Consider the following 22819-nt stretch of genomic DNA (forward strand, 5'->3'; position numbering starts at 1 on the left):
TTTTGTTTTTTTTTTTGTGGGTTTTTTTTGTTGGTTTTCTCTCGGGGTGGCACCGCCCCCCCACCTTTTGGGGGGGGCCCCCCCCCGCGATAGGGTGTCAGAACAACCAGCGATACAGCAGGTAGGCCACCACCACCGCCAGCACCGGACGCAACACCCGGTATGCCTTGGGATTGGCACGCTTGAACTGCTTGACCCGCCCACTGATGACCGTGCTGAAGCGCTTGCTCCAGGCATAGGCCTGGTTGATCCCACCCACGCGCTCGTCGTCGGTGTTCTGCGGCGCGGTGGCGCGACCGAGGAAGGCGCTGACCTTGCGATTGATGCGGGTCATCAACGGGCTGCTCAGCGGACGCTCGACGTCGCAGAACAGGATCACCCGGGTGGTTTCGGTTTCGTTCTTGACCCAGTGCACATAGGTCTCATCGAACATCACGTCTTCGCCGTCGCGCCAGGCATAGACCTGACCATCGACGTAGATCCGGCAGTTGTCGGAGTTGGGTGTCGACAGGCCCAAGTGGTAGCGCAGGGAACCGGCGAAGGGGTCGCGGTGCGGGTTGAGGTGGCTGCCACCGGGCAACAGGGCAAACATCGCGCCCTTGACGTTGGGAATGCTGTTGACCAGCTCGACCGTGCGCGGGCACAGCGCTTCGGCCGATGGCAGCGGTTTGTCGTACCACTTCAGGTAGAAACGCTTCCAGCCCTTCTTGAAGAACGAACCGAAGCCGGCGTCGTTATCCTTCTCGGCGGCGCGGATATAACCCTCGTCGAACAGGTGCATGGCCTCTTCGCGGATCACCTGCCAGTTGTCCTTGAGCACATCGAGCTCGGGAAAGCGGTTGCGATCGAGGTAGGGTTTGGACGGCACGCCGGAGAACAGGTACATCAAGGCGTTGTAAGGAGCGAACAGCGCCGAGTGGTTGACGAACTGGCGCAGCATCGGAAGGCGCGCCTTGCCGCGCAGGTGAACGAACAGTGTGCTGCCGAAAAACAGCAACAAGACACCCGCCTTGGCGGCAAAGGAAAAGGTCATTCAACACTCCTTGGAATTGCAGTCCAGGCCATCACTGCCGGATCAAAAAGCCATCATAAACTGAACCGGCCCCGGTAAAAACAACCGAGACCGGCATTCAGTATTGACGATTGTGCAATAAAGTCGTGTACCGCCCCTTGCTCCAGGTCGTGTTACTGCTGGTTCTCCTGCTCGGTGAACAGGTCGCTGAAGAGCATGCTCGACAGGTAGCGTTCGCCGGAGTCAGGCAGGATCACCACGATGGTCTTGCCCTGCATCTCCGGCTTCTCCGCCAGGCGCACCGCCGCCGCCATCGCCGCGCCGCAAGAGATCCCGCTGAGGATCCCCTCCTCCTGCATCAGGCGCAGGGCCATGGCCTTGGCCTCTTCGTCACTGACCAGCTCGACCTGGTCGACCATCGACAGATCGAGGTTCCTGGGCACGAAACCGGCGCCGATGCCCTGGATCTTGTGTGGGCTGGGCTTGACCTCCTGGCCGGTCAGGGTCTGGGTGATCACCGGCGAGGTAATCGGCTCGACCGCCACCGACAGGATCGCCTTGCCCTGGGTCTGCTTGATGTAGCGCGACACACCGGTGATGGTGCCGCCGGTGCCGACGCCGGCTACCAGTACATCGACGGCGCCATCGGTGTCGTTCCAGATTTCCGGGCCGGTGGTCTTCTCGTGGATCGCCGGGTTGGCCGGGTTGTCGAACTGGGCCGGCATGAAGTACCGGGCCGGATCGCTGGCAACGATTTCGCCGGCCCTGTCGATCGCGCCTTTCATGCCCTTGGCCGGCTCGGTCAGCACCAGCTCGGCGCCCAGTGCCTTGAGTACCTTGCGCCGCTCGATGCTCATGGACGCCGGCATGGTCAGCAGCAGCTTGTAGCCACGGGCCGCGGCGACAAAGGCCAGGCCGATACCGGTGTTGCCCGAGGTGGGCTCGACGATGGTCATGCCCGGCTTGAGCTTGCCGCTGCTTTCAGCGTCCCAGATCATGTTCGCACCGATCCGGCACTTGACCGAATAGCCCGGGTTGCGCCCTTCGATCTTGGCCAGGATGGTCACCCCGCGCGGGGCGATGCGGTTGATCTGCACCAGCGGTGTATTACCGATGGAGTGCGCGTTGTCAGCAAAAATACGGCTCATGGCAGGGGTCCTTTTGGACTGCGGACGGAAAACTTCAAGGGTAAGCCTGCGGCGTCGGTGCGTCCACAAGCAGCGAACCGACGCCAACGGCAAGGGTCAACCGATCTATACCCCTGCTGGAAACCCGACCGATGAAACGCCGCTATCGCTGGCCCCTCGGGGGGCTGTTGGGGATTGCCCTGTTGCTGATCGGCCTGCACCTGGCCCTGCCCTGGCTCGTGCGCGACTACCTCAACGACCGGCTGGCCGACATGGGTGACTATCGGGGACGGATCACCGACGTGGACCTGGCCTGGTGGCGGGGTGCCTACAAGATCAATGGGATGACCATCGTCAAGACCAGCGGCAAGGTACCGGTGCCGTTGCTTGAGGCGCCCCTGATCGATCTGTCGGTCAGTTGGCGATCGCTGTGGTACGACCATGCCGTGGTTGCCGAAGTGGTGTTCGTACGCCCCACGCTGAATTTCGTCGACGGCGCCAGCAAGCAGAGCTCGCAGACCGGCCAGGGCACCGACTGGCGCCAGCAACTGGAAAAACTGCTGCCCATTACCCTCAATGAAGTGCGCATCGACAACGGCACCTTGAGTTTTCGCAACTTCAACGCCAGGCCCCAGGTCAACCTCAAGGCCACCCGGCTCGATGCCAGCATTCGCAACCTGACCAACGTCGAGGACCTCAAGGGCCGGCGCGATGCCCGCTTTGACGGCAAGGCCCGGCTGCTCGGCGATGCCGCCGTGGAGAGCAACGCCACGTTCGACCCGTTCAGCGACTTCGACAACTTCCAGTTCCGCCTGCGCGCCACCGACCTCCAGCTGCGCAAGCTCAATGATTTTGCCAATGCCTATGGCAAGTTCGACTTCAATGCCGGCCACGGCGACCTGGTGATCGAGGCCCAGGCGAGCAATGGCCGGCTTACCGGCTATATCAAGCCTCTGCTGCGCGATGTCGATGTATTCAACTGGCAGCAGGACGTCAAGGATGAAGAAAAGGGCCTTTTCCGTTCGATCTGGGAAGCGTTGATCGGCGGTGGCGAAACGGCACTGAAAAACCAGCGCAAGAACCAGTTCGCCACCCGTGTGGAACTGCGCGGCAGCGTACACAAACGCGATATCAGCGGCTTCGAGGCGTTCCTGCAGATCCTGCGCAATGGCTTCATTCAGGCGTTCAATGCACGCTACGAGCAACCCGCGCCCAAGTCTGACTGAGTCACCAAGTGACGGGCCATTCAGAGACTGAATGGCCCGTCTGCGTTCCCAGTCGGCCGGAGCCCGCGTTATAGTCGTGCATGACAATTTTTTTGCCGGGGGCGATGTACCCCCGGGCGCAACGTTAGAGGATCGGTTCATGAAGTTCGAAGGCACCAGCGCATACGTCGCCACAGACGACCTTAAACTGGCGGTCAACGCGGCGATCACCCTGGAGCGGCCACTGCTGGTCAAGGGCGAGCCGGGCACCGGCAAGACCATGCTCGCCGAGCAACTGGCCGAATCCTTTGGCGCCAAGCTGATCACCTGGCACATCAAGTCGACCACCAAGGCCCACCAGGGTCTCTACGAGTACGACGCGGTCAGCCGCCTGCGTGACTCGCAACTGGGCGTGGACAAGGTCCACGACGTGCGCAACTACCTGAAGAAAGGCAAGCTCTGGGAGGCGTTCGAGTCCGAAGAGCGGGTCATCCTGCTGATCGACGAGATCGACAAAGCCGACATCGAGTTCCCCAACGACCTGTTGCAGGAACTGGACAAGATGGAGTTCTACGTCTACGAGACCGATGAGACCATCAAGGCCAAGCAGCGCCCGATCATCATCATTACCTCCAACAACGAGAAAGAGCTGCCGGACGCCTTCCTGCGCCGCTGCTTCTTCCACTACATCGCCTTCCCCGACCGCGACACCCTGCAGCAGATCGTCGACGTGCACTACCCCAACATCAAGAAGGACCTGGTCAGCGAAGCGCTGGACGTGTTCTTCGACGTGCGCAAGGTGCCGGGCCTGAAGAAAAAGCCTTCCACCTCGGAGCTGGTCGACTGGCTCAAGCTGCTGATGGCCGACAACATCGGCGAAGCGGTACTGCGCGAGCGTGATCCGACCAAGGCCATCCCGCCGCTGGCCGGCGCCCTGGTGAAAAACGAACAGGACGTGCAACTGCTTGAGCGCCTGGCCTTCATGAGCCGTCGCGGCAACCGCTGAGCCGGGAGGCAACTGCCATGCTGCTCAATCTGTTCAATGAAATGCGCGCGGCCAAGGTGCCGGTGTCGGTGCGCGAGCTGCTTGATCTGCTCAATGCGCTCAAGCAGGGCGTCACCTTTGCCGACATGGACGAGTTCTACTTCCTGTCGCGGGCGATCCTGGTCAAGGATGAACGGCATTTCGACAAGTTCGACCGGGCCTTCTCCGCCTACTTCAAGGGCCTGGAGAACCTCAACCAGCACCTGGAAGCGCTGATTCCCGAAGACTGGCTGCGCAAGGAGTTCGAACGTTCGCTGACCGATGAGGAACGGGCGCAGATCCAGTCACTGGGCGGTCTGGACAAGCTCATCGAAGAGTTCAAGAAGCGCCTGGAAGAGCAAAAGGAACGCCATGCCGGCGGCAACAAGTGGATCGGCACCGGCGGCACCAGCCCGTTCGGCTCGGGCGGCTTCAATCCCGAGGGCATCCGCGTCGGCGATGCCGGCAAGCGCCAGGGCAAGGCGGTCAAGGTCTGGGACCAGCGCGAATACAAGAACCTCGACGACCAGGTCGAACTGGGCACGCGCAACATCAAGCTGGCCCTGCGCCGCTTGCGCAAGTTCGCCCGCCAGGGCGCGGCCGAGGAGCTGGACATCGACGGCACCATCGACCACACCGCCCGCGATGCCGGCCTGCTCAACATCCAGATGCGTCCGGAACGGCGCAACAGCGTCAAGTTGCTGCTGCTGTTCGATATCGGCGGTTCGATGGACGCCCATGTGAAGATCTGCGAAGAGCTGTTCTCGGCCTGCAAGACCGAGTTCAAGCACCTGGAGTACTACTACTTCCACAACTTCGTCTACGAGTCGGTGTGGAAGAACAACCTGCGCCGCACCTCGGAACGCACCTCGACCATGGACCTGCTGCACAAGTACGGCGCCGACTACAAAGTGGTGTTCGTCGGCGATGCGGCCATGGCGCCCTACGAGATCACCCAGCCCGGTGGCAGCGTCGAGCACTGGAACGAAGAAGCCGGCTATGTGTGGATGCAGCGCTTCATGGAGAAGTACAAGAAGCTTATCTGGATCAACCCCTATCCCAAGGACACCTGGGGGTATACCGCCTCGACCAACATCGTGCGCGAGCTGATCGAGGACCGGATGTATCCGCTGACCTTGCGTGGGCTTGAGGAAGGGATGCGGTTTCTGTCCAAGTAAGCCATCGCGGGGCAAGCCCGCTCCTACCGTCGGAGGGGGCTTGCCCCGCGATCAGGCCCTAAGCCTCGACAAACCGCCCCAGATAATCCCGCTGTTCCTGCCAGGCCAGCGCCTGCACCACCGGCCTGAACCGCACCACACTCCCCGGCAGCATCTGCGCCAGGCGCGCCAGCGCCAGCGGCGTCAACGCCCCCAACCGCGGATAACCACCTATGGTCTGGCGATCATTGAGCAGCACGATCGGCTGCCCGTCCGGCGGCACCTGCACCGCGCCCAGCGGAATGCCTTCGGAAATCATCGCCGGCCCCTGGTACTGCAAGGCCGGTCCCAGCAGGCGAATGCCCATGCGATCGGCGCGGCTGTCCAGGGTCCAGTCACGGTTGAACGCATCGAACAGGCTCAAGCCACTGAAGTCGCCGATCTGCGCGCCCAGCACCAGGTCCAGCGGTGCATTGGCACTAAAGTCGGGGCGCAGCGCCAACGGCACTTCCCGCAGCCCGCAAGCCTCACCGCCGTAACTCAGTTGCTGCCCCTTGGCCAAGGGCGATCCACACCCATCCAGCCCACCCAGTTCTTCACGCACCACACTGGCGCAACTGCCCAGCACCTGCGGCGCCGCAAAGCCCCCCGGCGCCGCCAGGTACGCCCGGGCGCCCTGCACTGGCTGGTTCAGGCGCAAACGCTGGCCCTTGGCGAGGGTAAAACTCGACCAGGGCTTGAGCGGCTGGCCATCGATGCGGGCGTCCAGGTCGGCGCCGGCCAGGGCCAGGCAACACTCTTCCTCGGCCACCAGGCTGAAGCCGCCCAGGGCGATCTCCACCACCGCAGCATCGGCGGCATTGCCCAGCAGCCAGTTGGCCCAACGCATCGACACCCAGTCCAGCGCCCCGCCCTGGGTCACGCCCAGGTGCCGCACGCCAAAGCGCCCGGCGTCCTGCAACAGGCACAGCGGCGTGCTGGCCTCGATCCACAAGCGGCTCATGCCAGCACCTCCAGCGGGGTATCGTCGCCGCCCAGGTTGATGAAGGTCGCCCGGTCCACAGGTACGAAACGCACCCGGTCACCGGGTTGCAGCAGGCTGTAGCCGTCGCGTTGGCGATCGAACAGTTTGCTCGGCGTCCGCCCGATCAGGTTCCAGCCGCCCGGCGACACCGCCGGGTAAGCCGCCGTCTGGCGCTCGGCGATGCCGACACTGCCTGCCGCCACCCGTTTGCGCGGGGTGGCCAGGCGCGGGGCGGCCAGCGCTTCCTCGACCAGGCCCATGAAGGCAAAGCCGGGGGCGAAGCCCAGGGCGAACACCTGGTATTCGCGCTCGCTGTGGCGGCGCACGATATCGGCCACCGAGGTGCGGCAACGCTCGGCCAGCAGGCTCAGCTCCGGGCCGACGCTCAGGTCGTACCACACCGGAATCTCGTGCTGACGCCCGCCGCTGCCGTTATCCGGCTGCAGGTGCTCCAGCGCTTCACGGATCAGGCTGCAGGCCTGGTCCGGCGCCAGTTGCATCAGGTCGAAATGCACCATCACCGTGGTGTAGGACGGCACCAGGTCGATCAGCCGATCGGCGAACACCGTCCGCAAGCGCTGGCTGGCCGCCAGCATCCAGGGCATGTTGGCTTCATCGATGGCGTCGAACATACGCACCATCAGGCAGTCGATGGCCACCGTTTCAATGCGGTACCTCATGACGCCACCAGGGCATCGAGGGCCTGGCGAATTTGCTGAACCGCCGCCACCGAACTGTCGTTGTCGCCATGCACGCACAGGGTGTGCGCCTGCAGGTGCAGTTCGCTGCCATCCACCGCGACCAGTGGCTCGCCACGGGCCAGGCGCAGGGCCTGCTCGACGATCACGGCCGGGTCATGGTGCACTGCCCCCGGCAGGCGCCGCGACACCAGATGACCACGGGCATCGTAGGCGCGGTCGGCGAAGGCCTCGAACCACAGGGTCACGCCATACTCGTCACCCAGGGCCTGGGCGGCGCTGTTGTCGGCGGTGGCCATGAGCATCAGCGGCAGTTGCCGGTCATAGGCGGCGACCGCTTCGAGCACCGCGCGCAGCTTTTGCGGGTCGGCCATCATGTCGTTGTACAGCGCGCCATGGGGTTTGACGTAGGCGACACGGGTGCCCTGGGTCCGGCAGATGCCGTCCAGCGCGCCGATCTGGTAGTGCAGCAGGTCGCGGATCTCTTCGGCGCTGCAGGCCATGGAACGGCGGCCGAAGCCAGCCAGGTCCGGATAGGCCGGGTGGGCGCCGACACGCACGCCACTGGCCACGGCCAGGGCCACGGTCTGGCGCATGATCCCCGGGTCGCCGGCGTGGAAGCCACAGGCAATGTTGGCACAATCGACAAAGGGCATGACCTGGGCATCCAGGCCCATGGTCCAGCTGCCAAAACTTTCACCCATATCGCAATTCAGTAACAGGCGGCTCACGTCTGACACTCCTTCAGGCTCGACCTTAGCGGGCTTCAAGTTGTTTGCCGCGGGTTTCCGGCAGGCTCAGGGCCGCCAGGATTACCACACCGTACGACACCGCGGCAAAGCCGCCGATACCCAGGCCCAGGGGCACCTTCTGGCTGAGCATGCCGATCAGCAGCGGGAAGAACGCCGCCAGGGCACGGCCGATGTTGTAGCAGAAGCCCTGCCCCGAGCCACGGATACGGGTGGGGAACAGTTCGGTGAGGAACGCGCCCATGCCGCTGAAGATGCCCGAGGCGAAGAAGCCCAGCGGGAAGCCCAGCCACAGCATCACGCCATCGCTGACCTGCATCTGGGTGTAGAGCAGGACGATGATGAACGAGCCCACGGCGAACAGGATGAAGTTCTTCTTGCGCCCCAACAGGTCGGTCAGATAGGCACTGATCACATAGCCGATGTAGGAGCCGAAGATCACCATGGCCAGGTAGCCGCCGGTGCCCAGCACGCTCAGGCCGCGCTCGTTCTTGAGGAAGGTCGGCAGCCAGGAGGTGATGGCGTAGTAACCACCCAGGGCACCGGTGGTCAGCAGCGAGGCGCGGATGGTGGTGGAGAGCATGCCCGGGGCGAAGATTTCCCAGAAATGCGAAGGTGCCGTGGTTTTTTCCGCAGCCTTGGCCTCACGGTAGATTTCCGGATCCTTGACCAGGCGACGCACGAAGATCACGAACACGGCCGGCACCAGGCCCAGCAGGAACAGGGCGCGCCAGGCATCTTCCGGCGGCAGTACGGAGAACAGCACGGCGTACAGGATCGCCGTCAGGCCCCAGCCGATGGCCCAGCCCGACTGCACCATGCCCACCGCCTTGCCACGGTCCTGGGCGCGGATCACTTCACCGATCAGCACCGCACCGGCAGTCCACTCGCCACCGAAGCCGAAGCCCATCAGGGTGCGGGCGATCAGCAGTTGTTCGTAGTTCTGGGCAAAGCCGCAGAGGAAGGTGAAAAACGCGAACCACAGCACGGTCAGTTGCAGGGTGCGCACCCGGCCGATGCGGTCGGAGAGGATGCCGGCGATCCAGCCGCCCAGGGCCGAGGCGATCAGGGTGCTGGTGTGGATCAGCCCGGCCTCGGCGGTGGTGATGCCCCACAGGGCGATCAGGGTGGGGATGACGAAGCTGAGCATCTGGGTGTCCATGCCATCCAGGCCGTAGCCGATCTTGCAGCTCCAGAAGGTCCGTCGTTCCTGCTTGTTGATGTTGCGGTACCAGTCGAAAGGACCGGCCACTGAACTGGATTTGGCCTGGTGCTGCACGCCCGATGGGTTCATGGTTGCCTCAGCTTGTTGGTATTGTTTTAAAGACGACGATCTTTGTCGTGGCCTGACCTTCATTTTTCGATGGGTGCGGATTGCCGTCCAACGAGAAAAACCAGCGGTCTGGCATAAGAAAAAATTGATCAGTGAGTGCGCCATGAACCTCAAGTTCCTCGAAACCTTCGTCTGGGTCGCCCGGCTCAAGAGTTTTCGCCTGACCGCCGAAAAGCTCTTCACCACCCAGGCCTCGATCTCCAGCCGCATTGCCGCGCTGGAGGCGGACCTTGGGGTCAAGCTGCTGCTGCGCGACTCACGCGGGGTGAGCCTGACCCCCGAAGGCAGCAAGGTGCTCGAATACGCCGAGCAGATGCTCGACACCGCCAAGGCCCTCAAGCAATCGCTGGACAGCGACCGGGCCAAGGTCGGCCGGGTGCGCCTGGGGGTGATGGACACAGTGATCCACACCTGGATGAGCCCGCTGGTGTCGGAACTGATGGAGCGCTACCCGCAGGTGGAAATCGAACTGGTCGCCGATACCGCGCTTAACTTGCGCGAACAGCTGCAAAAAGGCTTTCTCGATGTGATCCTGCAAACCGACCTGCTGCGCCAGGAATCGATCCGCAGCCTGGACCTGGCGCGCTACCCCATGGGCTGGATCGTCGCCAGCCAGTCGATCTACAACCGCGACTACGCCTCCCTCGCCGAACTGGCCCGCGAGCGCATCGTGACCTTCTCGAAGAACTCCCGGCCGCACCAGGAAGTGCTCAGCCTGCTGCAGGCCGAAGGCGTCAGTGCGCCGCGGCTCAACTGTGTGAATTCGGTGGCGGCCATCACCCGCCTGTTACGCGACGGCTTCGGCATCGGCGCCCTGCCGCCGGCGCTGGTCAGCGAAGAGCTGGCCCGGGGCGACCTGGTCCAGTTGCCATTGGTCCGCCAGCCCCCGAGCCTGGAGCTGGTGGTGGCCTGGCAGACCGGTGTGGAGCTGGTGGATGAAGTGGTGGCGCTGTGTCGCAACGTGCTCGAACGCTATGCCGCCAACGCCGGCCCCGAGCGCATCGTGCTGGTCTAGCGCCAGCTCTCGGGCACCGGCTTGCGCCGCCCACCGAGCGCCAGCCAGCCGAGCAGCAGCAACAGGCTTTCCACCGCCAGGGCCAGCAACAGCGCGCAGCTCAGGCCCCAGGCCAGCGCTTCGGGGGCCAGGAGGATCTGGTAGCTGTAGCCCTTGAGGGTTTCTTCGCGCAGCTGGCTGTCGGCGCGCACCAGCACATGCCAGGTACGCTCCAGCCACGAGCCCTGGAGGATCTGCCACTCACGCTCGAACAGGCGATTGCGGATCAGCAGGCTGTCGATGCTGTTGGCATCGCTGTTGAACACCGGATCGTCGCTGCTGCGGTAATGCCGCACCAGGGCCTGCAGGTCACCGTTGAAGAAGCGCCGGGCGGTTTCCTCGAAGCCCTTGAGGCCCTCGCGGGACTCCAGCAGGTGCGCCTCGACCCGCTGGCCGTAGGCGTTGATCAGGCCAGGTATCTGCACCCCTACCAGCAAACCGAAGGTGAACAGCAGCAGGCGCAGGTAACTTCTGAACATGGGCTGATCCTTAGCCTTGACCCTGGGCGATGCATTCGCCACGGCGCCACAGCGCCCACTGGCCGGGTTCATAGCGCTGCCAGGTCTCGTTCTCGGTCAGCGCCTCGGTGGCGATCACCGTGACCACGTCGTTGGGCGTGGTTTCGGCCTGAAAGTCGACGATCATGTCGACATCCTTGAGCCGTGCCGGCCCGAACGGTGCCCGGCGGGTGATATGCACAAGCTTGGTCGAGCAGAAGCAGAACAGCCAGTCGCCATCGCTGAGCAGGCAGTTGAACACGCCCTTGCCGCGGTATTCGGCGCAGGCCTGGACCAGCACCGGCAGCAGTGCTTCGACTTCCACCGGCTCCGGAAAGGCTGCGCGCACGCGGTTGAGCAGGTCGCAGAACGCCGCTTCGCTGTCGGTGTCGCCGATGGGCCGGTAGAAACTCGCCTGGCCCTGGAACTCACCCAGTTGGCCATTGTGGGCGAAGCACCAGTTGCGCCCCCACAGCTCACGGACGAAGGGATGGGTATTGGACAGGCAGACCTTGCCGACGTTGGCCTGGCGAATGTGGCCGATCACCACTTCGCTCTTGATCGGGTAGCGCTGCACCAGGTTGGCCACTTCCGACTCGCAGCTGGCCGCCGGGTCCTGGAACAGGCGCAGGCCACGGCCTTCGTAGAAACCGATGCCCCAGCCGTCGCGGTGCGGACCGGTGCGCCCACCGCGCTGCATCAGCCCGGTGAAGCTGAAGACGATGTCGGTCGGTACATTGGCGCTCATACCCAGTAGTTCACACATGCTTGGCTGCTCCCGGGCAAATCCTACAAGCGCGGCTCGACCCGCGAAGAACGGTTGCCGCCCTGCGGTGGTTGTGGCGGATTGCGGTAGCGGTCGCGGCTGTCGACGGCAATCGACTCTTCGGCCAGGACCTCTTCAGCGTCACGCTTGGCCGCGGCTTCGGCACGCTCGCGGCGAGCCCGGGCGCGTTTTTCCAGGGGCCAGCGCAGCAGCACGAACACACCGTACAGGGCGAAGGCGATCATGCCGTACATGGCAAGGTCGGCGGCGGCGCGCAATTCGTTGTTGCCGACCTTGAACAGCAGGTCGAGGGCGGCGATGGCGATGGCCGGGGCGAACTTGTCCTTGACCGGGTCGACGATGGTCGGGGTCAGCAGCAGCACCGCCATCACCACCCGCAAAGGTTCGCGCAGCCAGCGCCACATCCAGCGGGTCAGGCGAAAGCCCACCGCCAGGCAACCCAGGGCGGCCAGGGCGTAGAGGCCCCAGGCGAGCAGATAGTCGTTCTCGGTCATGGTGTCCGTGGCAAGCTAGGCAAATAGACGCTTATGATAAACATATTTGAGCGCGCAGGCGCCCCCCAGCCAAGAGATCCCCGCATGTCCGCAGATGCCACCGCCCCCCGCGCCCCGATTGCCCGCAAGGCCGAAGGCGCTGACCCCTACGCCTGGCTGCAGGAACGCGATACCCCCGAGGTCATCGCCTACCTGAATGACGAGAATGCCTACCAGGAAGCGCAACTGGCCGACCAGGCGCAATTGCGGGAACAGTTGTTCGAAGAAATCAAGGGCCGCATCCAGGAAACCGACCTGTCGGTGCCCTCGCCTTGGGGGCCCTACCTGTACTACAGCCGCACCACCGCCGGCGAAGAGTATGCGCGCCACTACCGTTGCCCGCGCCCGGCCGATGACTCGGTGACCGTGGACGAAAGCCGCGAAGAGCTGCTGCTGGACCCCAACCCGCTGGCCAACGGCGGCTTCCTGTCCCTGGGCGCCTTCAACGTCAGCCCCGACCACCAGCGCCTGGCCTACAGCCTGGACACCAGCGGCGACGAAATCTACACTCTGTACGTCAAGGACCTGGTCAGCGGCGCCATCGAAGAACTGCCGTTCGAGGACTGCGACGGCAGCATGACCTGGGCCAACGACAACCAGACCCTGTTCTTCACCGAACTGGACGACACCCACCGCCCCTACAAGCTGCTGCGTCATCGCCTGGGTCGCGAAGGCTGCGAAACCGTGTTCGAAGAAAGCGACGGGCGTTTCTTCCTGCATTGCTACCGCGCCAGCTCCGAGCGCCAGTTGATCCTGCTGCTCAACAGCAAGACCACCAGCGAAGCCTGGGTGCTGGACGCCGAGCAGCCGGACGGCGACTTCACTTGCCTGGCGCCACGGGTCGAGCATCACGAGTACTACCCCGACCACGGCCAGCTCGACGGCCAGTGGCGCTGGTTCATCCGCACCAACCAGGACGGCATCAACTTTGCCCTGTACCAGGCCGGCAGCGAGCAGGTGCCCAGCCGCGAGCAGTGGCAACTGCTGGTGCCGCACCGCGACACGGTCATGCTCGAAGGCCTGAGCCTCAACGCCGGCGCCCTGAGCCTGAGCCTGCGCGAAGGCGGCCTGCCGATCATCGAAGTCCACCCGCAAGGGTTGCCGGCCTACCGCGTCGAGCTGCCGGATGCGGCCTACAGCCTGTACGTGCAGGACAGCCTGGAATTCGTCAGCCCGCGTATCCGCCTGCGCTACCAGGCCCTGAACCGCCCGGCCCAGGTGCGCCAGCTGGAGCTGGTCGACGGCGCCCAGCAGGTGCTCAAGGAAACCCCGGTGCTCGGCCCGTTCAATGCCGACGACTATGTCAGCCAGCGCCTGTGGGCCACCGCGAGCGATGGCACCCAGGTGCCGATCAGCCTGGTCCAGCGCCGCGGCGACCTGGGCAAGCCGGTGCCGTTGTATCTCTACGGCTATGGCGCCTACGGCGAAAGCCTGGACCCCTGGTTCTCCCATGCGCGCCTGAGCCTGCTGGAGCGCGGCGTGGCCTTCGCCATCGCCCATGTGCGTGGCGGTGGCGAGCTGGGCGAAGCCTGGTACCGGGCCGGCAAGCAGGAACACAAGCACAACACCTTCAGCGACTTCATCGCCTGCGCCGAGCACCTGATCGCCCAGGGTGTGACCCGCGCCGACCAGTTGGCGATCAGCGGCGGCAGCGCCGGCGGCCTGCTGATCGGTGCCGTGCTCAACCAGCGTCCGGACTTGTTCAAGGCGGCGATCGCCGAAGTGCCGTTCGTCGATGTGCTCAACACCATGCTCGACCCGGAGCTGCCGCTGACCGTCACCGAATACGACGAATGGGGCAATCCTGAAGAACCCGAGGTGTACGAGCGGATCAAGGCCTACGCGCCCTACGAGAACGTCAAGGCCCAGGCCTACCCGGCCCTGCTGGTGGTGGCCGGCTACAACGACAGCCGCGTGCAGTACTGGGAAGCGGCCAAGTGGGTGGCCCGGCTGCGGGTGACCAAGACCGATGACAACCTGTTGCTGCTCAAGACCGAAATGGGCGCCGGCCATGGCGGCATGAGCGGGCGCTACCAGGGCTTGCGCGATGTGGCGCTGGAGTACGGGTTCGTGTTCAAGGTACTGGGCGTCGTCTGACAACGAATGCTGAACGCTGTAGGAGCGGGCTTGCCCCGCGATGGCGAAGTGGCTGACACATCGCTATCGCGGGGCAAGCCCGCTCCCACAGTTGTTGTTCAGTCGGCTTTGGGTTTGCTTTTGCTGTCCTGCGGCGTCAAGCCTGGCAGGGGTTGGTCCCTGGGCGGCGTGGGCAGCGGCATGGCGGGCATCAGCGGTGACCCCGGTCGCGCATCACCGGCCCGCGGTATCGTGCTGGGGGTGATTTGCGGATAAGGCGTCGGGGTCGCCGTGCCGGGTGCTCCGGGTACCGGGGCGATGGGCCGCGGCTGCAAGTCGGCGGCCGCCGCCGTTTGCAGGCTGGCAAAGATCAGCACAGCCATGGTCATGTAGCGCATGGGCAGGCTCCTCGGATTACCTGACTACTCCCAAGCATAGCGGTTTGCCTGTCCGAAAGGCCTGCCGTCGGGCTAAACTTGAGGCATAACCGTAACAAGCCCGATAAAAAGGTAATCCCATGAGTTCGGCATCCTCCGCCTCCGCCACCGCGCGGCTCGACCGCATCCTCGCCGACGCCAAGCGCGACAAGGAAATGGGCTATCGCGACAAGGCCCTGAAAATGTACCCCCACGTCTGTGGCCGTTGCGCCCGCGAGTTCTCCGGCAAGCGCCTGAGCGAGCTGACCGTGCACCACCGCGACCACAACCACGACAACAACCCCCAGGACGGTTCCAACTGGGAGTTGCTGTGCCTGTACTGCCACGACAACGAGCACGCTCGCTACACCGACCAGCAGTATTTCAGCGAAGGCTCCACCAGCACGCCGACCATCGCCAAGGCCACCCACAACCCGTTCGCCGGGCTGGCCAGCCTGCTGAAGAAGGACTGAAGACAATCCCCTGCCCCACAGGTGCCGGCAAGCCCGTATAATCGCGTTCTTTTTTGCGAAGGGCCCCGGCACGTGGCGAACAAACGGTACAGCTGCATTGGTCTGTTCAACCCCAAGTCAGCGGAGAACGTCGGTTCAGTGATGCGCGCGGCGGGTTGCTACGGCGTCAACTCGGTGTTCTACACCGGCAAGCGCTACGAGCGGGCGCGGGATTTCGTCACCGACACCAAGCGCGTGCACTACGACATTCCGCTGATCGGTATCGACGACCTGCAGAAGATCATCCCCCTGGGCTGCACCCCGGTGGCGGTAGAGCTGGTCGATGGCGCCCGCCCCCTGCCCGAATACACCCACCCGGACCGCGCGATCTACATTTTCGGCCCTGAAGACGGCTCCCTGGACCCCGACGTGCGGGCCTGGTGCGAAGAAACCATCTACATCCCGACCAACGGCTGCATGAACCTCGCCGCCACCGTCAACGTGGTGCTCTACGATCGCCTGGCCAAAGGCCTCAACACCCGCTCGGGGCCGAAATTCAAGTAAGCTCGAAGGAACAGTACTGGAGAATCAGCATGTCCAAGACAGTGATCCGCGCCGCCCAAGACAAACCCGCTCACAGCGTGCAGGGCCTGGAGCGCGTCGGCTCCGTGGCCGGCGGTGTACTCATGGTCGGCAAGGGCTTGCGCCGTGGCGGCTTGTTCGGCCTGGTCCAGGTGGCCATTGGCGGCGTGATCCTGGCCCGCGGCATCGCCGGCCACGGCCTGCTGAAAGGTCCGAAGCGCTAGCGCAGCAGCTTGCTCGCCAACACCTCGGACTGGCGCCCCAGCACGCTTTCGCTGAGCTGGACGAACTCGTCGGTGCTGACGCTGTTCAGGCGCATCAGTGCCCGGGTGACATCGTCCAGCGAACGCTGGTTGTGGCTGTGCAGGCGGATTTCCCGGTCCAGCGCCTGCAACAGCAACACCCCACGGGCCGTGACCGCACTATCGACCTGCTCACCGCGCAGGCTGGTGACCTTGGCGCTGTTGCGTTCCAGGCTCGCCTGCAGAGCCTGGTAGCGGTCATCGGTGATACCCCCGGCGCGTCGCAGCAGTTCGGTGGCGTAGTACTCGGCCAGGCTTTCACCGATCCAGTCGCTGGCCTGGCGGTCATTGACCTGGGCAAACAGGCGCACCAGCTCGCGCAGCAACGGGCTTGAACCGTTCTCGCTGACCAGCGGCCGGCTGCTGTGCAGGTAGATGGAGTTGTGGCCGGCTCGCACGCCACGCCACATCTGATCCCGGGCCCCGACCAGCAGCAGTTTTGGCGGATTGCGCGGGAACACCGCCTGCAACTGCGGCCAGACGAAGGTCAACAGGGTCAGGTTGTCCAGGCGGCGCATACCCTGGCCCTGAGGTGCGGCGACGCTGACTTCGGTCTCGCCCAGGCGCGCACGCCGGGTGCCGACGGTGCCTGCCAGCATCCAGCCGGTCGGCCGATCGAACAGGCGCGAGACATTATCGATGCGAAAACGCTGCTTGCCGATCCGCGGCCAGGGCGTCTCGACGCTCTTCCAGCCCTTGGGCAGCTCGAAACTCAGGCGCGCCACCAGTTCGGTACCGTCCTGCTGATCAAGGTGTGCCGGCGGCACCAGCTCGTCACCGCGAAACAGCGCCCACTGCGGCGTCATGCGGGTTTCATAGCTGCCGTTCTTCAAGCGCTGGGCCAGGCGCACCCGGTAGCTCAGCTCGCTCTTGCCCGCTGCCGGCTGCCAGCGCCCGCGCTGGGCGTCGGCCTGCAGTTGCCACTGGCCGTCGGCCTTGAAATCGCTGTAGGCACCCGCCTTGCCCAGGTCGAAATCCAGGCTGCGCACCGCCGCTCCGTCGGCCAGGATCAGGCGTACCTCGGCCTGCTCGCTCTCGGGCAGCAAGCGCACGTGATAATCCAGGTCGACCTTCTTCGCCCAGGCCGGCGAACTGGCCAGCAGGCCCAGAGCCAGGAGCCAATGGCAACGCACACGCATACAGAAACTCCTTGCTCCCCCAGACGCGACACCCGGCACGCCGGGCCAGTCAGCCGGCGCGGAAAATCAGATAGTCTTCCCAATCGTCCTCGTCCACGCTCTCTTCACTGAGCATGCGCCCGGACTGGGAAATACGTTGTTTGTGCACCTGTTTGCGATCGCCGCACACCAGGTGGTGCCAGCTCGGCAGATCCTTGCCTTCGCTGACCAGGCGGTAACCGCAGGTGGTCGGCAGCCATTTGAACTGGTCGGCCTTGCCCGGCGTCAGCTGGATGCAATCGGGCACATGCTTGAGGCGGTTCGGATAATCGCTGCACTGGCAGGTGTTCAGGTCCAGCATTTTGCAGGCAATTCGTGTGTAGTAGACGCTGTTGTCGTCTTCATCTTCGAGCTTCTGCAGGCAGCACAGGCCGCAGCCGTCACACAGCGACTCCCATTCCTGGCGGTCGAGCTGTTCGAGGGTCTTGCGCTTCCAGAAGGCGTCGATGGTGGCAATCATGTCGCGAATATCCTGTTTCAATCGATGTGCCGCAGCGCGGCGGCGCCAGTCTAGGGCCAGTCTTCGGCCAATACCAGACCGCTTGTCAGGGTCGGCACGACCCAGTAGTTTGACCGACGGTCGTTACCTACCTTTTCCACCTGTTCAGGAACTCACCATGAGTGCTAACCCTCGCGTAGCCGAACATGCCATCTCCGACCAGTTCATCAAGCGCTGGTCGCCGCGCGCCTTCACCGCCGAACCGATCAGCGAAGCCACCCTGCTGAGTTTCCTCGAAGCTGCGCGCTGGGCGCCGTCGGCCTACAACTCGCAGCCCTGGCGCTTTCTCTATGCGCGCCGCGACACGCCGAACTGGGAGCGCTACCTGGGCCTGCTCAACGAGTTCAACCGCAGCTGGGCGCAACACGCCTCGGCGCTGATCATCGTGATCTCCAAGACCACCTTCGCAGCGCCCGGCGCCAGCGAAGAAACCCCGGCCCTGTGGCACACCTTCGATACCGGTTCGGCCTGGGGCCACCTGGCCCTGCAGGCCAGCCTCAGCGGCTGGCACACCCACGGCATGGCCGGTTTCGACCAGGAACTGACCCGCAAGGAGCTGAAGATTCCCGACGGCTACGCGCTGCATGCCGTGGTGGCGGTGGGCAAGCTGGGCGACAAGGCCAGCCTGGCCGAAGCCCTGCAGGCCCGCGAAGTACCGAGCCCGCGCCGTTCGCTGAGCGAGCTGGCGGCCGAGGGTGATTTCACCTTGTGAGATTGATCGCGGGGCAAGTCCGTAGGAGCGGGCTTGCCCCGCGATGCGGTCAATACCCGCGCTGGAAATCCACTTCGCCACGCAACCCCTGGCCCGCCTGATACGCCCGCAGATTCTCGACGAACAAGCGCACCATCGCCGTCGGCGAGGTCGGTGCCGAGCTGTGCCCGGTCAACAGCAAGCCCAGCGCGGTCCAGAACGGATGGCGCAGCGGCAGCGGCTCCTGGCGGCAGACATCGATCACCGCACCGGCCAGATGGCCTTGCTTCAAGGCCTCCACCAGCGCCGCATCGACCACCGCCACGCCGCGCCCGGCGTTGATGAACAGCGCCTCGGGGTTGAAGCGGGCGAACATCGCCGCGTCGTACAGGTCATGGGTGGCCGGCGTGTCGGGTAGCAGGTTGACCACGTAGTCCACCTCACCGACCAGGCGCCCCAACTCGCCCAGCCCCGCCACTTCGATGAACGGGGCCTGCTCACGGGCCTGGCTGGCGATACCGTACAGCTTGACGCCAAAGGGCAGGAGAAACTCGGCCACGCGCTGGCCGATGTCACCGGTGCCGACGATCAGCACCCGCCGCCCTTCCAGGCTGCGTCCGGGACGGGCATCCCACTTGCGCTCGACCTGGCTGACCAGGCGCGCCAGTACCTCACGCTCGTGCACCAGCAGGTAGGTCAGCACGTATTCGGCCATGACCTGGCCGAAGATGCCCACCGCGCGGGTCAGGCGGTAGTCACGCTGCAGGCCGTCGGCCAGCAACGGGGTGATGCCGGCCCAGGTCGATTGCAGCCACTGCGGCTGATGCCCCTGGCGCAACAGGCTCGCCAGCAGGTCGGGCTGGCCCAGCCAGACAGGGCAATCGGCGGCAAGGCGGGCCAGCTCGGCCGAGTCGCCACTGGTCAGCACCTCCAGGTCCGGTGCCGCCTCGCCCAGCAGGCGAGCGTAGAGGGCATGGTCCTGTTCAGCGATCAAAACACGCATGTTCTTTACAACCTTGGCAGTAACAACGAAGACCGCCAGGGCATCGGCCCCGACGGCATCACGGCAGGCGGGCCGGTATCAGACCGGGTCGTTGCGGCGCAGCAGCTCTTCAGGCAGGTGTTCGATGTACTCGTCCTCGGCCGGTGGCATCTGCAGGTGGTAGCCCTGCTGGTCGAGGTTTTCCAGGACCTTGGCGATGTCCTCGCGGGCCAGCTTGCGCTCCGGGGTCAGGACCAGGTCGAAGGCATGCACGGGAGTGCCGAAGAATGGCAGCAGGCCTTCGGGAACGCGCTCCAGGCCCTCGGCCTTGAGCACATACAGGTACATTTCGTTCTTGCGCGGGCTCTTGTAGATCGAGCAGATGCGTTTCATGGTTGTTCTCCAGCGCAGGCCAGGCAGTCGAGCAGCGCTTGCCCCATGCGCTCGCGACGCCAGCCGCGCAGCGAATCGGGAAGTTGATAGGGCCCCTTGGGGTAGCCGCTCTTGAGCAGCAATTCGAGGGTTTTCTTGCGCAGCATCAGTTCCGGGGCGATGTTCAGGCGCTCGCCTTCGGCCTGACCGATGGCGCGCAGTTGCTTGAGCAACGCCGAGGCCTCGATCGGCAGCGGTTCGGGCAACGCCGGCGGCCACTCGGCGGGCGGCACGCTGGCGGCCTGCTTGATCAGCGCCAGCAGAGTCTCACCGTCCTGGCGGATGGTGCGCGGGTGCATGTCTTCGATTTTCGCCAGTGCCGCGAGGGTGTCCGGCTGGGTCCTGGCCATGGGCCACAGGGCGTTTTCACGCACGATGCGGTTGCGCGGCAGGTTACGGGCGCGGGCTTCGCGTTCGCGCCAGGCGCAGAGTTCACGCAACACCGCCAACTGCGCCCGGGACAGTTTCCAGGCCAGCTTGGCGTCGCGGTACAGCTCGTAGGGATCGGTTTCGCGGCGCAGCTGGGCGACCAGCTCGGCACCGTCTTCGAGCACCCAGGCGTGCTTCTCGTCCGACAGTTGCGGGCGCAGGCGCTCGTACAGCTCGGCCAGGTGCACCGCATCCTCGGCGGCATAGCTGACCTGAGTCTCGGACAGTGGGCGCTGCAGCCAGTCGGAACGGGTTTCGCCCTTGGGCAGTTCGATGCCGAGCACTTCCTGGACCAGGCGCGAGTAGCCCATGGAGAAACCCAGGTTCAGGTAGCCGGCGGCCAGCTGGGTGTCGAACAGCGGCGTCGGCAGGCTGCAGGTCAGGCGCGACAGCACTTCGAGGTCTTCGCTGCAGGCATGCAGCACCTTGATCACCTGCTGGTCTTCAAGCAGTTCGGCCAGCGGTTGCCAGTTGCCGATCAGCAACGGGTCGATCAGGTAGGCCCGTGCCCCGTCGCCGACCTGGATCAACCCGGCAATCGGATAAAAGGTGTCGACCCGCATGAATTCGGTGTCGAGGGCCACGAAGGGCAGCTTGCGCCACTGCTGGCAGTGTGCGGCCAGGCTGCTGTCGTCGCAAATCCAGTGAATATCGATGGCCACAAGGCTCTCCCACAAACAATGGCGCGCAGTATATACGGCGCAGGCCATTGCCGGGAAACCGCTCGGTGGGAGCGGGCTTGCCCCGCGATTTAATCTGGCTGACCGTCCCCGATCGCGGGTCAAGCCCGCCCCCACAGCGCCGGGCGGCAACCGGCAAACATGTCCAGCTGCGGCTGGTACAGCGCGGTATGCACCTGCAGCAGGCCGAGCATCGAGTGGAACAGGTTGTCCTGGCTCAACGGCTCGTTGCGTGCCTTGTTCAGGCAGTCGGTGTCGATGGCGAAGCTCTTGCGGTAGTTGTCGGAGAACCAGGCCAGCATCGGCACGTGTTTTTGCTGCTCCGGCGCCAGCATGTACGGCGTGCCATGCAGGAACAGGTTGTACTCGCCCAGCGATTCGCCGTGGTCCGACAGGTAGAGCATGGCGGTGTCGACCTTGTCCTGCTTGCTGCGCAGGATATCGATCAACGAGGCCAGCACATGATCGGTGTAGACCAGGGTGTTGTCATAGCCGTTGATGATGCTCTGTTCACTGCACTGGTTCAGGGCGTTGCTCGGGCACACCGGGGTAAAGCGCTCGTATTGCATCGGGTAGCGCTTGAAGTACTCCGGTCCGTGGCTGCCCATCTGGTGCAGCACCAGCACGGTGTCCTGCTGCAGGTTGTCGATGATCGATGCCAGGCCCTGCAAGAGGATCTCGTCATGACACTCGCTGCTGGTGCACAGCGCCGGGTCCTTGAGGTTGCTGACGTCCTCGAACTGCACCCGGTCGCAGGTGCCCTTGCAACCGGACTGGTTGTCACGCCAGCGCACCGCCAACCCGGCGCGCTGCAGTACATCGAGCAGGCCCTCCTGGTTCTTGGCCTTGCTGGCCTCGTAGCCCTTGCGGGTAAGGTTGGAGAACATGCAGGGCACCGACACCGCCGTCTCGGTACCACAGGAATGCACATCGCTGAAGGCGATCAGGCCTGCTTCCTTGCCCAGTTCCGGCGTGGTATCACGGCCATAGCCGAGCAGGCCGAAGTTCTCCGCCCGGGCGCTCTCCCCCACCACCAGCACAGTCAGGGATTTGCGCGCATGCTGCTGCCAGGCCGGATCACGCTGGGCATCTTCGCCGATTTTGCTGAAGGGTTTGGCTGCAGTTCCAACCTGTTCGCGGACGTAGCCGATGGAGGCGCCCACCACGTTGCTCGGCACCAGCATCAGGCGAATCTCGTGATGGTTGCGAAACAGCGAGGCAAGCCCCTGGTAGTTGACCAGAGCCACCACCCCGAGCATGCCCAGGGTGGCAGTAGCGGCGAACAACTTGCCGAGCAACTCCCGATGCCAGCGGCGGTAACTGATCGGCGTTTTATAAAGCACCAGTGACGGCACTACACCCAACAGCAGGATATAGATGAAAAGTTTCAGCGACAGTAAATCATGAACTTCCGAAACATTGGTCTCGGCGGTATTACGCAACATACCCACATCAATCAATATACCGTATTGATTCATGAAGTAAGCCGCTCCGGCACTGACCATGAACAAGGTAATCAATAGCGGTTTCAACACCCGAGGAAAGGCCACCAGGGTCAGGATCAAGTTGAAGGCGCAGAAGATCAGCGCAGCAAAGGCCAGGCGCAGGAAGATGCCGTGGACACCCGGTGCGACCACCTCGGACAAATGATTCCACAGTACCGAGTTAAAGCCGATCAACAGGTAAAGACTGGCTAGCAACGTGACCCATTCGGTCCGCAGGGGTTTGACCTTGAACATGGCGCTTCGCTTGATGAAGAGTCGGGAACGGTGCCGTTGCGGCACCACCTTTAAACAGCCCGGACTTTAAGTAGCACGCCATCAATTTTTCGTGAAAAAGACGCCAACAATTGGTGGATTGGCGCCAACTTCTTCATTACATTTTTTTCACATTAAATATG

24 protein-coding genes and 1 pseudogene are annotated in these 22819 nt (G+C 64.1%); 9 read left to right on the forward strand and 16 right to left on the reverse strand.

Annotation, left to right across the window (positions count from 1 at the left end; all coding sequences use genetic code 11):
- Window positions 1-97: 97 nt before the first annotated feature.
- Window positions 98-1033, reverse strand: a complete 936-nt coding sequence (locus M2D63_RS09025; protein WP_285862525.1) for an aspartyl/asparaginyl beta-hydroxylase domain-containing protein — start codon at window positions 1031-1033, stop codon at window positions 98-100.
- 152 nt (window positions 1034-1185) lie between these two features.
- A complete protein-coding gene (gene cysK, locus M2D63_RS09030; protein WP_285862526.1) occupies window positions 1186-2160 on the reverse strand; it encodes a cysteine synthase A in 975 nt (324 codons plus the stop codon).
- Window positions 2161-2291: 131 nt separating this feature from the next.
- On the opposite strand from cysK, the gene M2D63_RS09035 reads away from it, so the two are divergent.
- The 3 genes from M2D63_RS09035 to M2D63_RS09045 all read left to right on the forward strand — a co-directional run bounded on the left by M2D63_RS09035 (window position 2292) and on the right by M2D63_RS09045 (window position 5546).
- Window positions 2292-3365: a DUF748 domain-containing protein gene (locus tag M2D63_RS09035; protein WP_285862527.1), complete on the forward strand. Its 1074-nt coding sequence runs from the start codon at window positions 2292-2294 to the stop codon at window positions 3363-3365.
- A 139-nt stretch (window positions 3366-3504) separates the two neighbouring features.
- Complete coding sequence (locus M2D63_RS09040; RefSeq protein WP_285862528.1) at window positions 3505-4350, forward strand: MoxR family ATPase; 846 nt, start codon at window positions 3505-3507, stop codon at window positions 4348-4350.
- A gap of 17 nt (window positions 4351-4367) precedes the next feature.
- Window positions 4368-5546: a VWA domain-containing protein gene (locus tag M2D63_RS09045; protein WP_285862529.1), complete on the forward strand. Its 1179-nt coding sequence runs from the start codon at window positions 4368-4370 to the stop codon at window positions 5544-5546.
- 58 nt (window positions 5547-5604) lie between these two features.
- On the opposite strand, the gene M2D63_RS09050 is transcribed toward M2D63_RS09045, so the two are convergent.
- From M2D63_RS09050 to M2D63_RS09065, 4 genes are read right to left on the reverse strand one after another with little or no spacing between them, the layout of a single operon-like run.
- On the reverse strand, window positions 5605-6528 hold the full coding sequence (locus tag M2D63_RS09050; RefSeq protein ID WP_285862530.1) for a biotin-dependent carboxyltransferase family protein: 924 nt from the start codon (window positions 6526-6528) through the stop codon (window positions 5605-5607).
- Window positions 6525-7229, reverse strand: a complete 705-nt coding sequence (gene pxpB / locus M2D63_RS09055; protein WP_285862531.1) for a 5-oxoprolinase subunit PxpB — start codon at window positions 7227-7229, stop codon at window positions 6525-6527. The genes M2D63_RS09050 and pxpB overlap by 4 nt, the downstream gene beginning before the upstream one ends.
- Window positions 7226-7978, reverse strand: a complete 753-nt coding sequence (locus M2D63_RS09060; RefSeq protein ID WP_285862532.1) for a 5-oxoprolinase subunit PxpA — start codon at window positions 7976-7978, stop codon at window positions 7226-7228. Before M2D63_RS09060 ends, pxpB begins: the two co-directional genes overlap by 4 nt.
- 25 nt (window positions 7979-8003) lie before the next feature.
- Entirely contained in the window at window positions 8004-9290 is a 1287-nt protein-coding gene (locus M2D63_RS09065) for an MFS transporter (RefSeq protein WP_285862533.1), read from the reverse strand.
- A 142-nt stretch (window positions 9291-9432) separates the two neighbouring features.
- Here M2D63_RS09065 and M2D63_RS09070 point away from each other — a divergent pair, with 142 nt between their 5' ends.
- Window positions 9433-10344, forward strand: coding sequence for a LysR family transcriptional regulator (locus tag M2D63_RS09070; protein WP_285862534.1), 912 nt, complete (start codon window positions 9433-9435; stop codon window positions 10342-10344).
- Here the strand turns inward: M2D63_RS09070 and M2D63_RS09075 are convergent.
- Genes M2D63_RS09075 through M2D63_RS09085 form a run of 3 tightly spaced genes read right to left on the reverse strand, consistent with a single transcriptional unit; the run spans window position 10341 to window position 12161 of the window.
- Window positions 10341-10862 carry a DUF2937 family protein gene (locus M2D63_RS09075; protein ID WP_285862535.1) on the reverse strand — a complete coding sequence of 174 codons (522 nt, stop codon included), beginning with the start codon at window positions 10860-10862 and terminating at the stop codon, window positions 10341-10343. The two genes, M2D63_RS09070 and M2D63_RS09075, sit on opposite strands and share 4 nt — an antisense overlap.
- 10 nt (window positions 10863-10872) lie before the next feature.
- Window positions 10873-11646, reverse strand: a complete 774-nt coding sequence (locus tag M2D63_RS09080; RefSeq protein WP_285862536.1) for a class II glutamine amidotransferase — start codon at window positions 11644-11646, stop codon at window positions 10873-10875.
- 23 nt (window positions 11647-11669) lie between these two features.
- A complete protein-coding gene (locus M2D63_RS09085) occupies window positions 11670-12161 on the reverse strand; it encodes an MFS transporter (protein WP_285862537.1) in 492 nt (163 codons plus the stop codon).
- An 84-nt stretch (window positions 12162-12245) separates the two neighbouring features.
- Between M2D63_RS09085 and M2D63_RS09090 the strand changes: the two genes are divergently transcribed.
- Window positions 12246-14297 carry a S9 family peptidase gene (locus tag M2D63_RS09090; protein ID WP_285862538.1) on the forward strand — a complete coding sequence of 684 codons (2052 nt, stop codon included), beginning with the start codon at window positions 12246-12248 and terminating at the stop codon, window positions 14295-14297.
- Between the two features lie 98 nt (window positions 14298-14395).
- On the opposite strand, the gene M2D63_RS09095 is transcribed toward M2D63_RS09090, so the two are convergent.
- Window positions 14396-14674 (reverse strand): hypothetical protein, encoded by a 279-nt coding sequence (locus M2D63_RS09095; protein WP_285862539.1) that lies wholly within the window; start codon window positions 14672-14674, stop codon window positions 14396-14398.
- A 119-nt stretch (window positions 14675-14793) separates the two neighbouring features.
- Here M2D63_RS09095 and M2D63_RS09100 point away from each other — a divergent pair, with 119 nt between their 5' ends.
- The 3 genes and pseudogenes from M2D63_RS09100 to M2D63_RS09110 form a co-directional block, all read left to right on the forward strand.
- On the forward strand, window positions 14794-15165 hold the full coding sequence (locus M2D63_RS09100; protein ID WP_285862540.1) for a YajD family HNH nuclease: 372 nt from the start codon (window positions 14794-14796) through the stop codon (window positions 15163-15165).
- Window positions 15166-15237: 72 nt separating this feature from the next.
- On the forward strand, window positions 15238-15708 hold the full coding sequence (locus M2D63_RS09105) for an RNA methyltransferase (protein ID WP_285862541.1): 471 nt from the start codon (window positions 15238-15240) through the stop codon (window positions 15706-15708).
- A 29-nt stretch (window positions 15709-15737) separates the two neighbouring features.
- Window positions 15738-15935, forward strand: a pseudogene (locus M2D63_RS09110) (DUF2892 domain-containing protein); the annotation flags it as partial.
- An 11-nt stretch (window positions 15936-15946) separates the two neighbouring features.
- On the opposite strand, the gene M2D63_RS09115 reads toward M2D63_RS09110, so the two are convergent.
- A complete protein-coding gene (locus M2D63_RS09115; RefSeq protein ID WP_285862662.1) occupies window positions 15947-17161 on the reverse strand; it encodes a hypothetical protein in 1215 nt (404 codons plus the stop codon).
- A 55-nt stretch (window positions 17162-17216) separates the two neighbouring features.
- Window positions 17217-17666 carry a YcgN family cysteine cluster protein gene (locus tag M2D63_RS09120; protein WP_285862542.1) on the reverse strand — a complete coding sequence of 150 codons (450 nt, stop codon included), beginning with the start codon at window positions 17664-17666 and terminating at the stop codon, window positions 17217-17219.
- A gap of 157 nt (window positions 17667-17823) precedes the next feature.
- On the opposite strand from M2D63_RS09120, the gene M2D63_RS09125 reads away from it, so the two are divergent.
- On the forward strand, window positions 17824-18417 hold the full coding sequence (locus M2D63_RS09125) for a nitroreductase family protein (RefSeq protein ID WP_285862543.1): 594 nt from the start codon (window positions 17824-17826) through the stop codon (window positions 18415-18417).
- 49 nt (window positions 18418-18466) lie between these two features.
- Here the strand turns inward: M2D63_RS09125 and M2D63_RS09130 are convergent, their stop codons facing one another.
- The 4 genes from M2D63_RS09130 to M2D63_RS09145 all read right to left on the reverse strand — a co-directional run bounded on the left by M2D63_RS09130 (window position 18467) and on the right by M2D63_RS09145 (window position 22658).
- Window positions 18467-19399 carry a D-2-hydroxyacid dehydrogenase gene (locus M2D63_RS09130; RefSeq protein ID WP_285862545.1) on the reverse strand — a complete coding sequence of 311 codons (933 nt, stop codon included), beginning with the start codon at window positions 19397-19399 and terminating at the stop codon, window positions 18467-18469.
- Window positions 19400-19477: 78 nt separating this feature from the next.
- Window positions 19478-19771, reverse strand: coding sequence for a YcgL domain-containing protein (locus tag M2D63_RS09135; RefSeq protein WP_285862547.1), 294 nt, complete (start codon window positions 19769-19771; stop codon window positions 19478-19480).
- Entirely contained in the window at window positions 19768-20901 is a 1134-nt protein-coding gene (gene rnd / locus M2D63_RS09140) for a ribonuclease D (protein ID WP_285862548.1), read from the reverse strand. The genes M2D63_RS09135 and rnd overlap by 4 nt, the downstream gene beginning before the upstream one ends.
- A gap of 119 nt (window positions 20902-21020) precedes the next feature.
- Entirely contained in the window at window positions 21021-22658 is a 1638-nt protein-coding gene (locus M2D63_RS09145; protein WP_285862549.1) for a phosphoethanolamine transferase, read from the reverse strand.
- Window positions 22659-22819 lie beyond the last annotated feature (161 nt).

It is taken from the genome of Pseudomonas sp. BJa5, assembly GCF_030272875.2.
Lineage (GTDB): Bacteria > Pseudomonadota > Gammaproteobacteria > Pseudomonadales > Pseudomonadaceae > Aquipseudomonas.

Bases quoted from the DNA above. Each gene is read 5' to 3' on its own strand.
- M2D63_RS09130 (WP_285862545.1), bottom strand. From the start codon at position 19,399: ATGCGTGTTTTGATCGCTGAACAGGACCATGCCCTCTACGCTCGCCTG.
- M2D63_RS09095 (WP_285862539.1), bottom strand. From the start codon at position 14,674: ATGCGCTACATGACCATGGCTGTGCTGATCTTTGCCAGCCTGCAAACG.
- M2D63_RS09120 (WP_285862542.1), bottom strand. From the start codon at position 17,666: ATGATTGCCACCATCGACGCCTTCTGGAAGCGCAAGACCCTCGAACAG.
- M2D63_RS09100 (WP_285862540.1), top strand. From the start codon at position 14,794: ATGAGTTCGGCATCCTCCGCCTCCGCCACCGCGCGGCTCGACCGCATC.
- M2D63_RS09145 (WP_285862549.1), bottom strand. From the start codon at position 22,658: ATGTTCAAGGTCAAACCCCTGCGGACCGAATGGGTCACGTTGCTAGCC.
- M2D63_RS09025 (WP_285862525.1), bottom strand. From the start codon at position 1,033: ATGACCTTTTCCTTTGCCGCCAAGGCGGGTGTCTTGTTGCTGTTTTTC.
- M2D63_RS09090 (WP_285862538.1), top strand. From the start codon at position 12,246: ATGTCCGCAGATGCCACCGCCCCCCGCGCCCCGATTGCCCGCAAGGCC.
- M2D63_RS09045 (WP_285862529.1), top strand. From the start codon at position 4,368: ATGCTGCTCAATCTGTTCAATGAAATGCGCGCGGCCAAGGTGCCGGTG.
- M2D63_RS09135 (WP_285862547.1), bottom strand. From the start codon at position 19,771: ATGAAACGCATCTGCTCGATCTACAAGAGCCCGCGCAAGAACGAAATG.
- M2D63_RS09070 (WP_285862534.1), top strand. From the start codon at position 9,433: ATGAACCTCAAGTTCCTCGAAACCTTCGTCTGGGTCGCCCGGCTCAAG.
- M2D63_RS09050 (WP_285862530.1), bottom strand. From the start codon at position 6,528: ATGAGCCGCTTGTGGATCGAGGCCAGCACGCCGCTGTGCCTGTTGCAG.
- M2D63_RS09035 (WP_285862527.1), top strand. From the start codon at position 2,292: ATGAAACGCCGCTATCGCTGGCCCCTCGGGGGGCTGTTGGGGATTGCC.
- M2D63_RS09040 (WP_285862528.1), top strand. From the start codon at position 3,505: ATGAAGTTCGAAGGCACCAGCGCATACGTCGCCACAGACGACCTTAAA.
- M2D63_RS09125 (WP_285862543.1), top strand. From the start codon at position 17,824: ATGAGTGCTAACCCTCGCGTAGCCGAACATGCCATCTCCGACCAGTTC.
- M2D63_RS09085 (WP_285862537.1), bottom strand. From the start codon at position 12,161: ATGACCGAGAACGACTATCTGCTCGCCTGGGGCCTCTACGCCCTGGCC.
- pxpB (WP_285862531.1), bottom strand. From the start codon at position 7,229: ATGAGGTACCGCATTGAAACGGTGGCCATCGACTGCCTGATGGTGCGT.
- cysK (WP_285862526.1), bottom strand. From the start codon at position 2,160: ATGAGCCGTATTTTTGCTGACAACGCGCACTCCATCGGTAATACACCG.
- M2D63_RS09075 (WP_285862535.1), bottom strand. From the start codon at position 10,862: ATGTTCAGAAGTTACCTGCGCCTGCTGCTGTTCACCTTCGGTTTGCTG.
- M2D63_RS09065 (WP_285862533.1), bottom strand. From the start codon at position 9,290: ATGAACCCATCGGGCGTGCAGCACCAGGCCAAATCCAGTTCAGTGGCC.
- M2D63_RS09080 (WP_285862536.1), bottom strand. From the start codon at position 11,646: ATGTGTGAACTACTGGGTATGAGCGCCAATGTACCGACCGACATCGTC.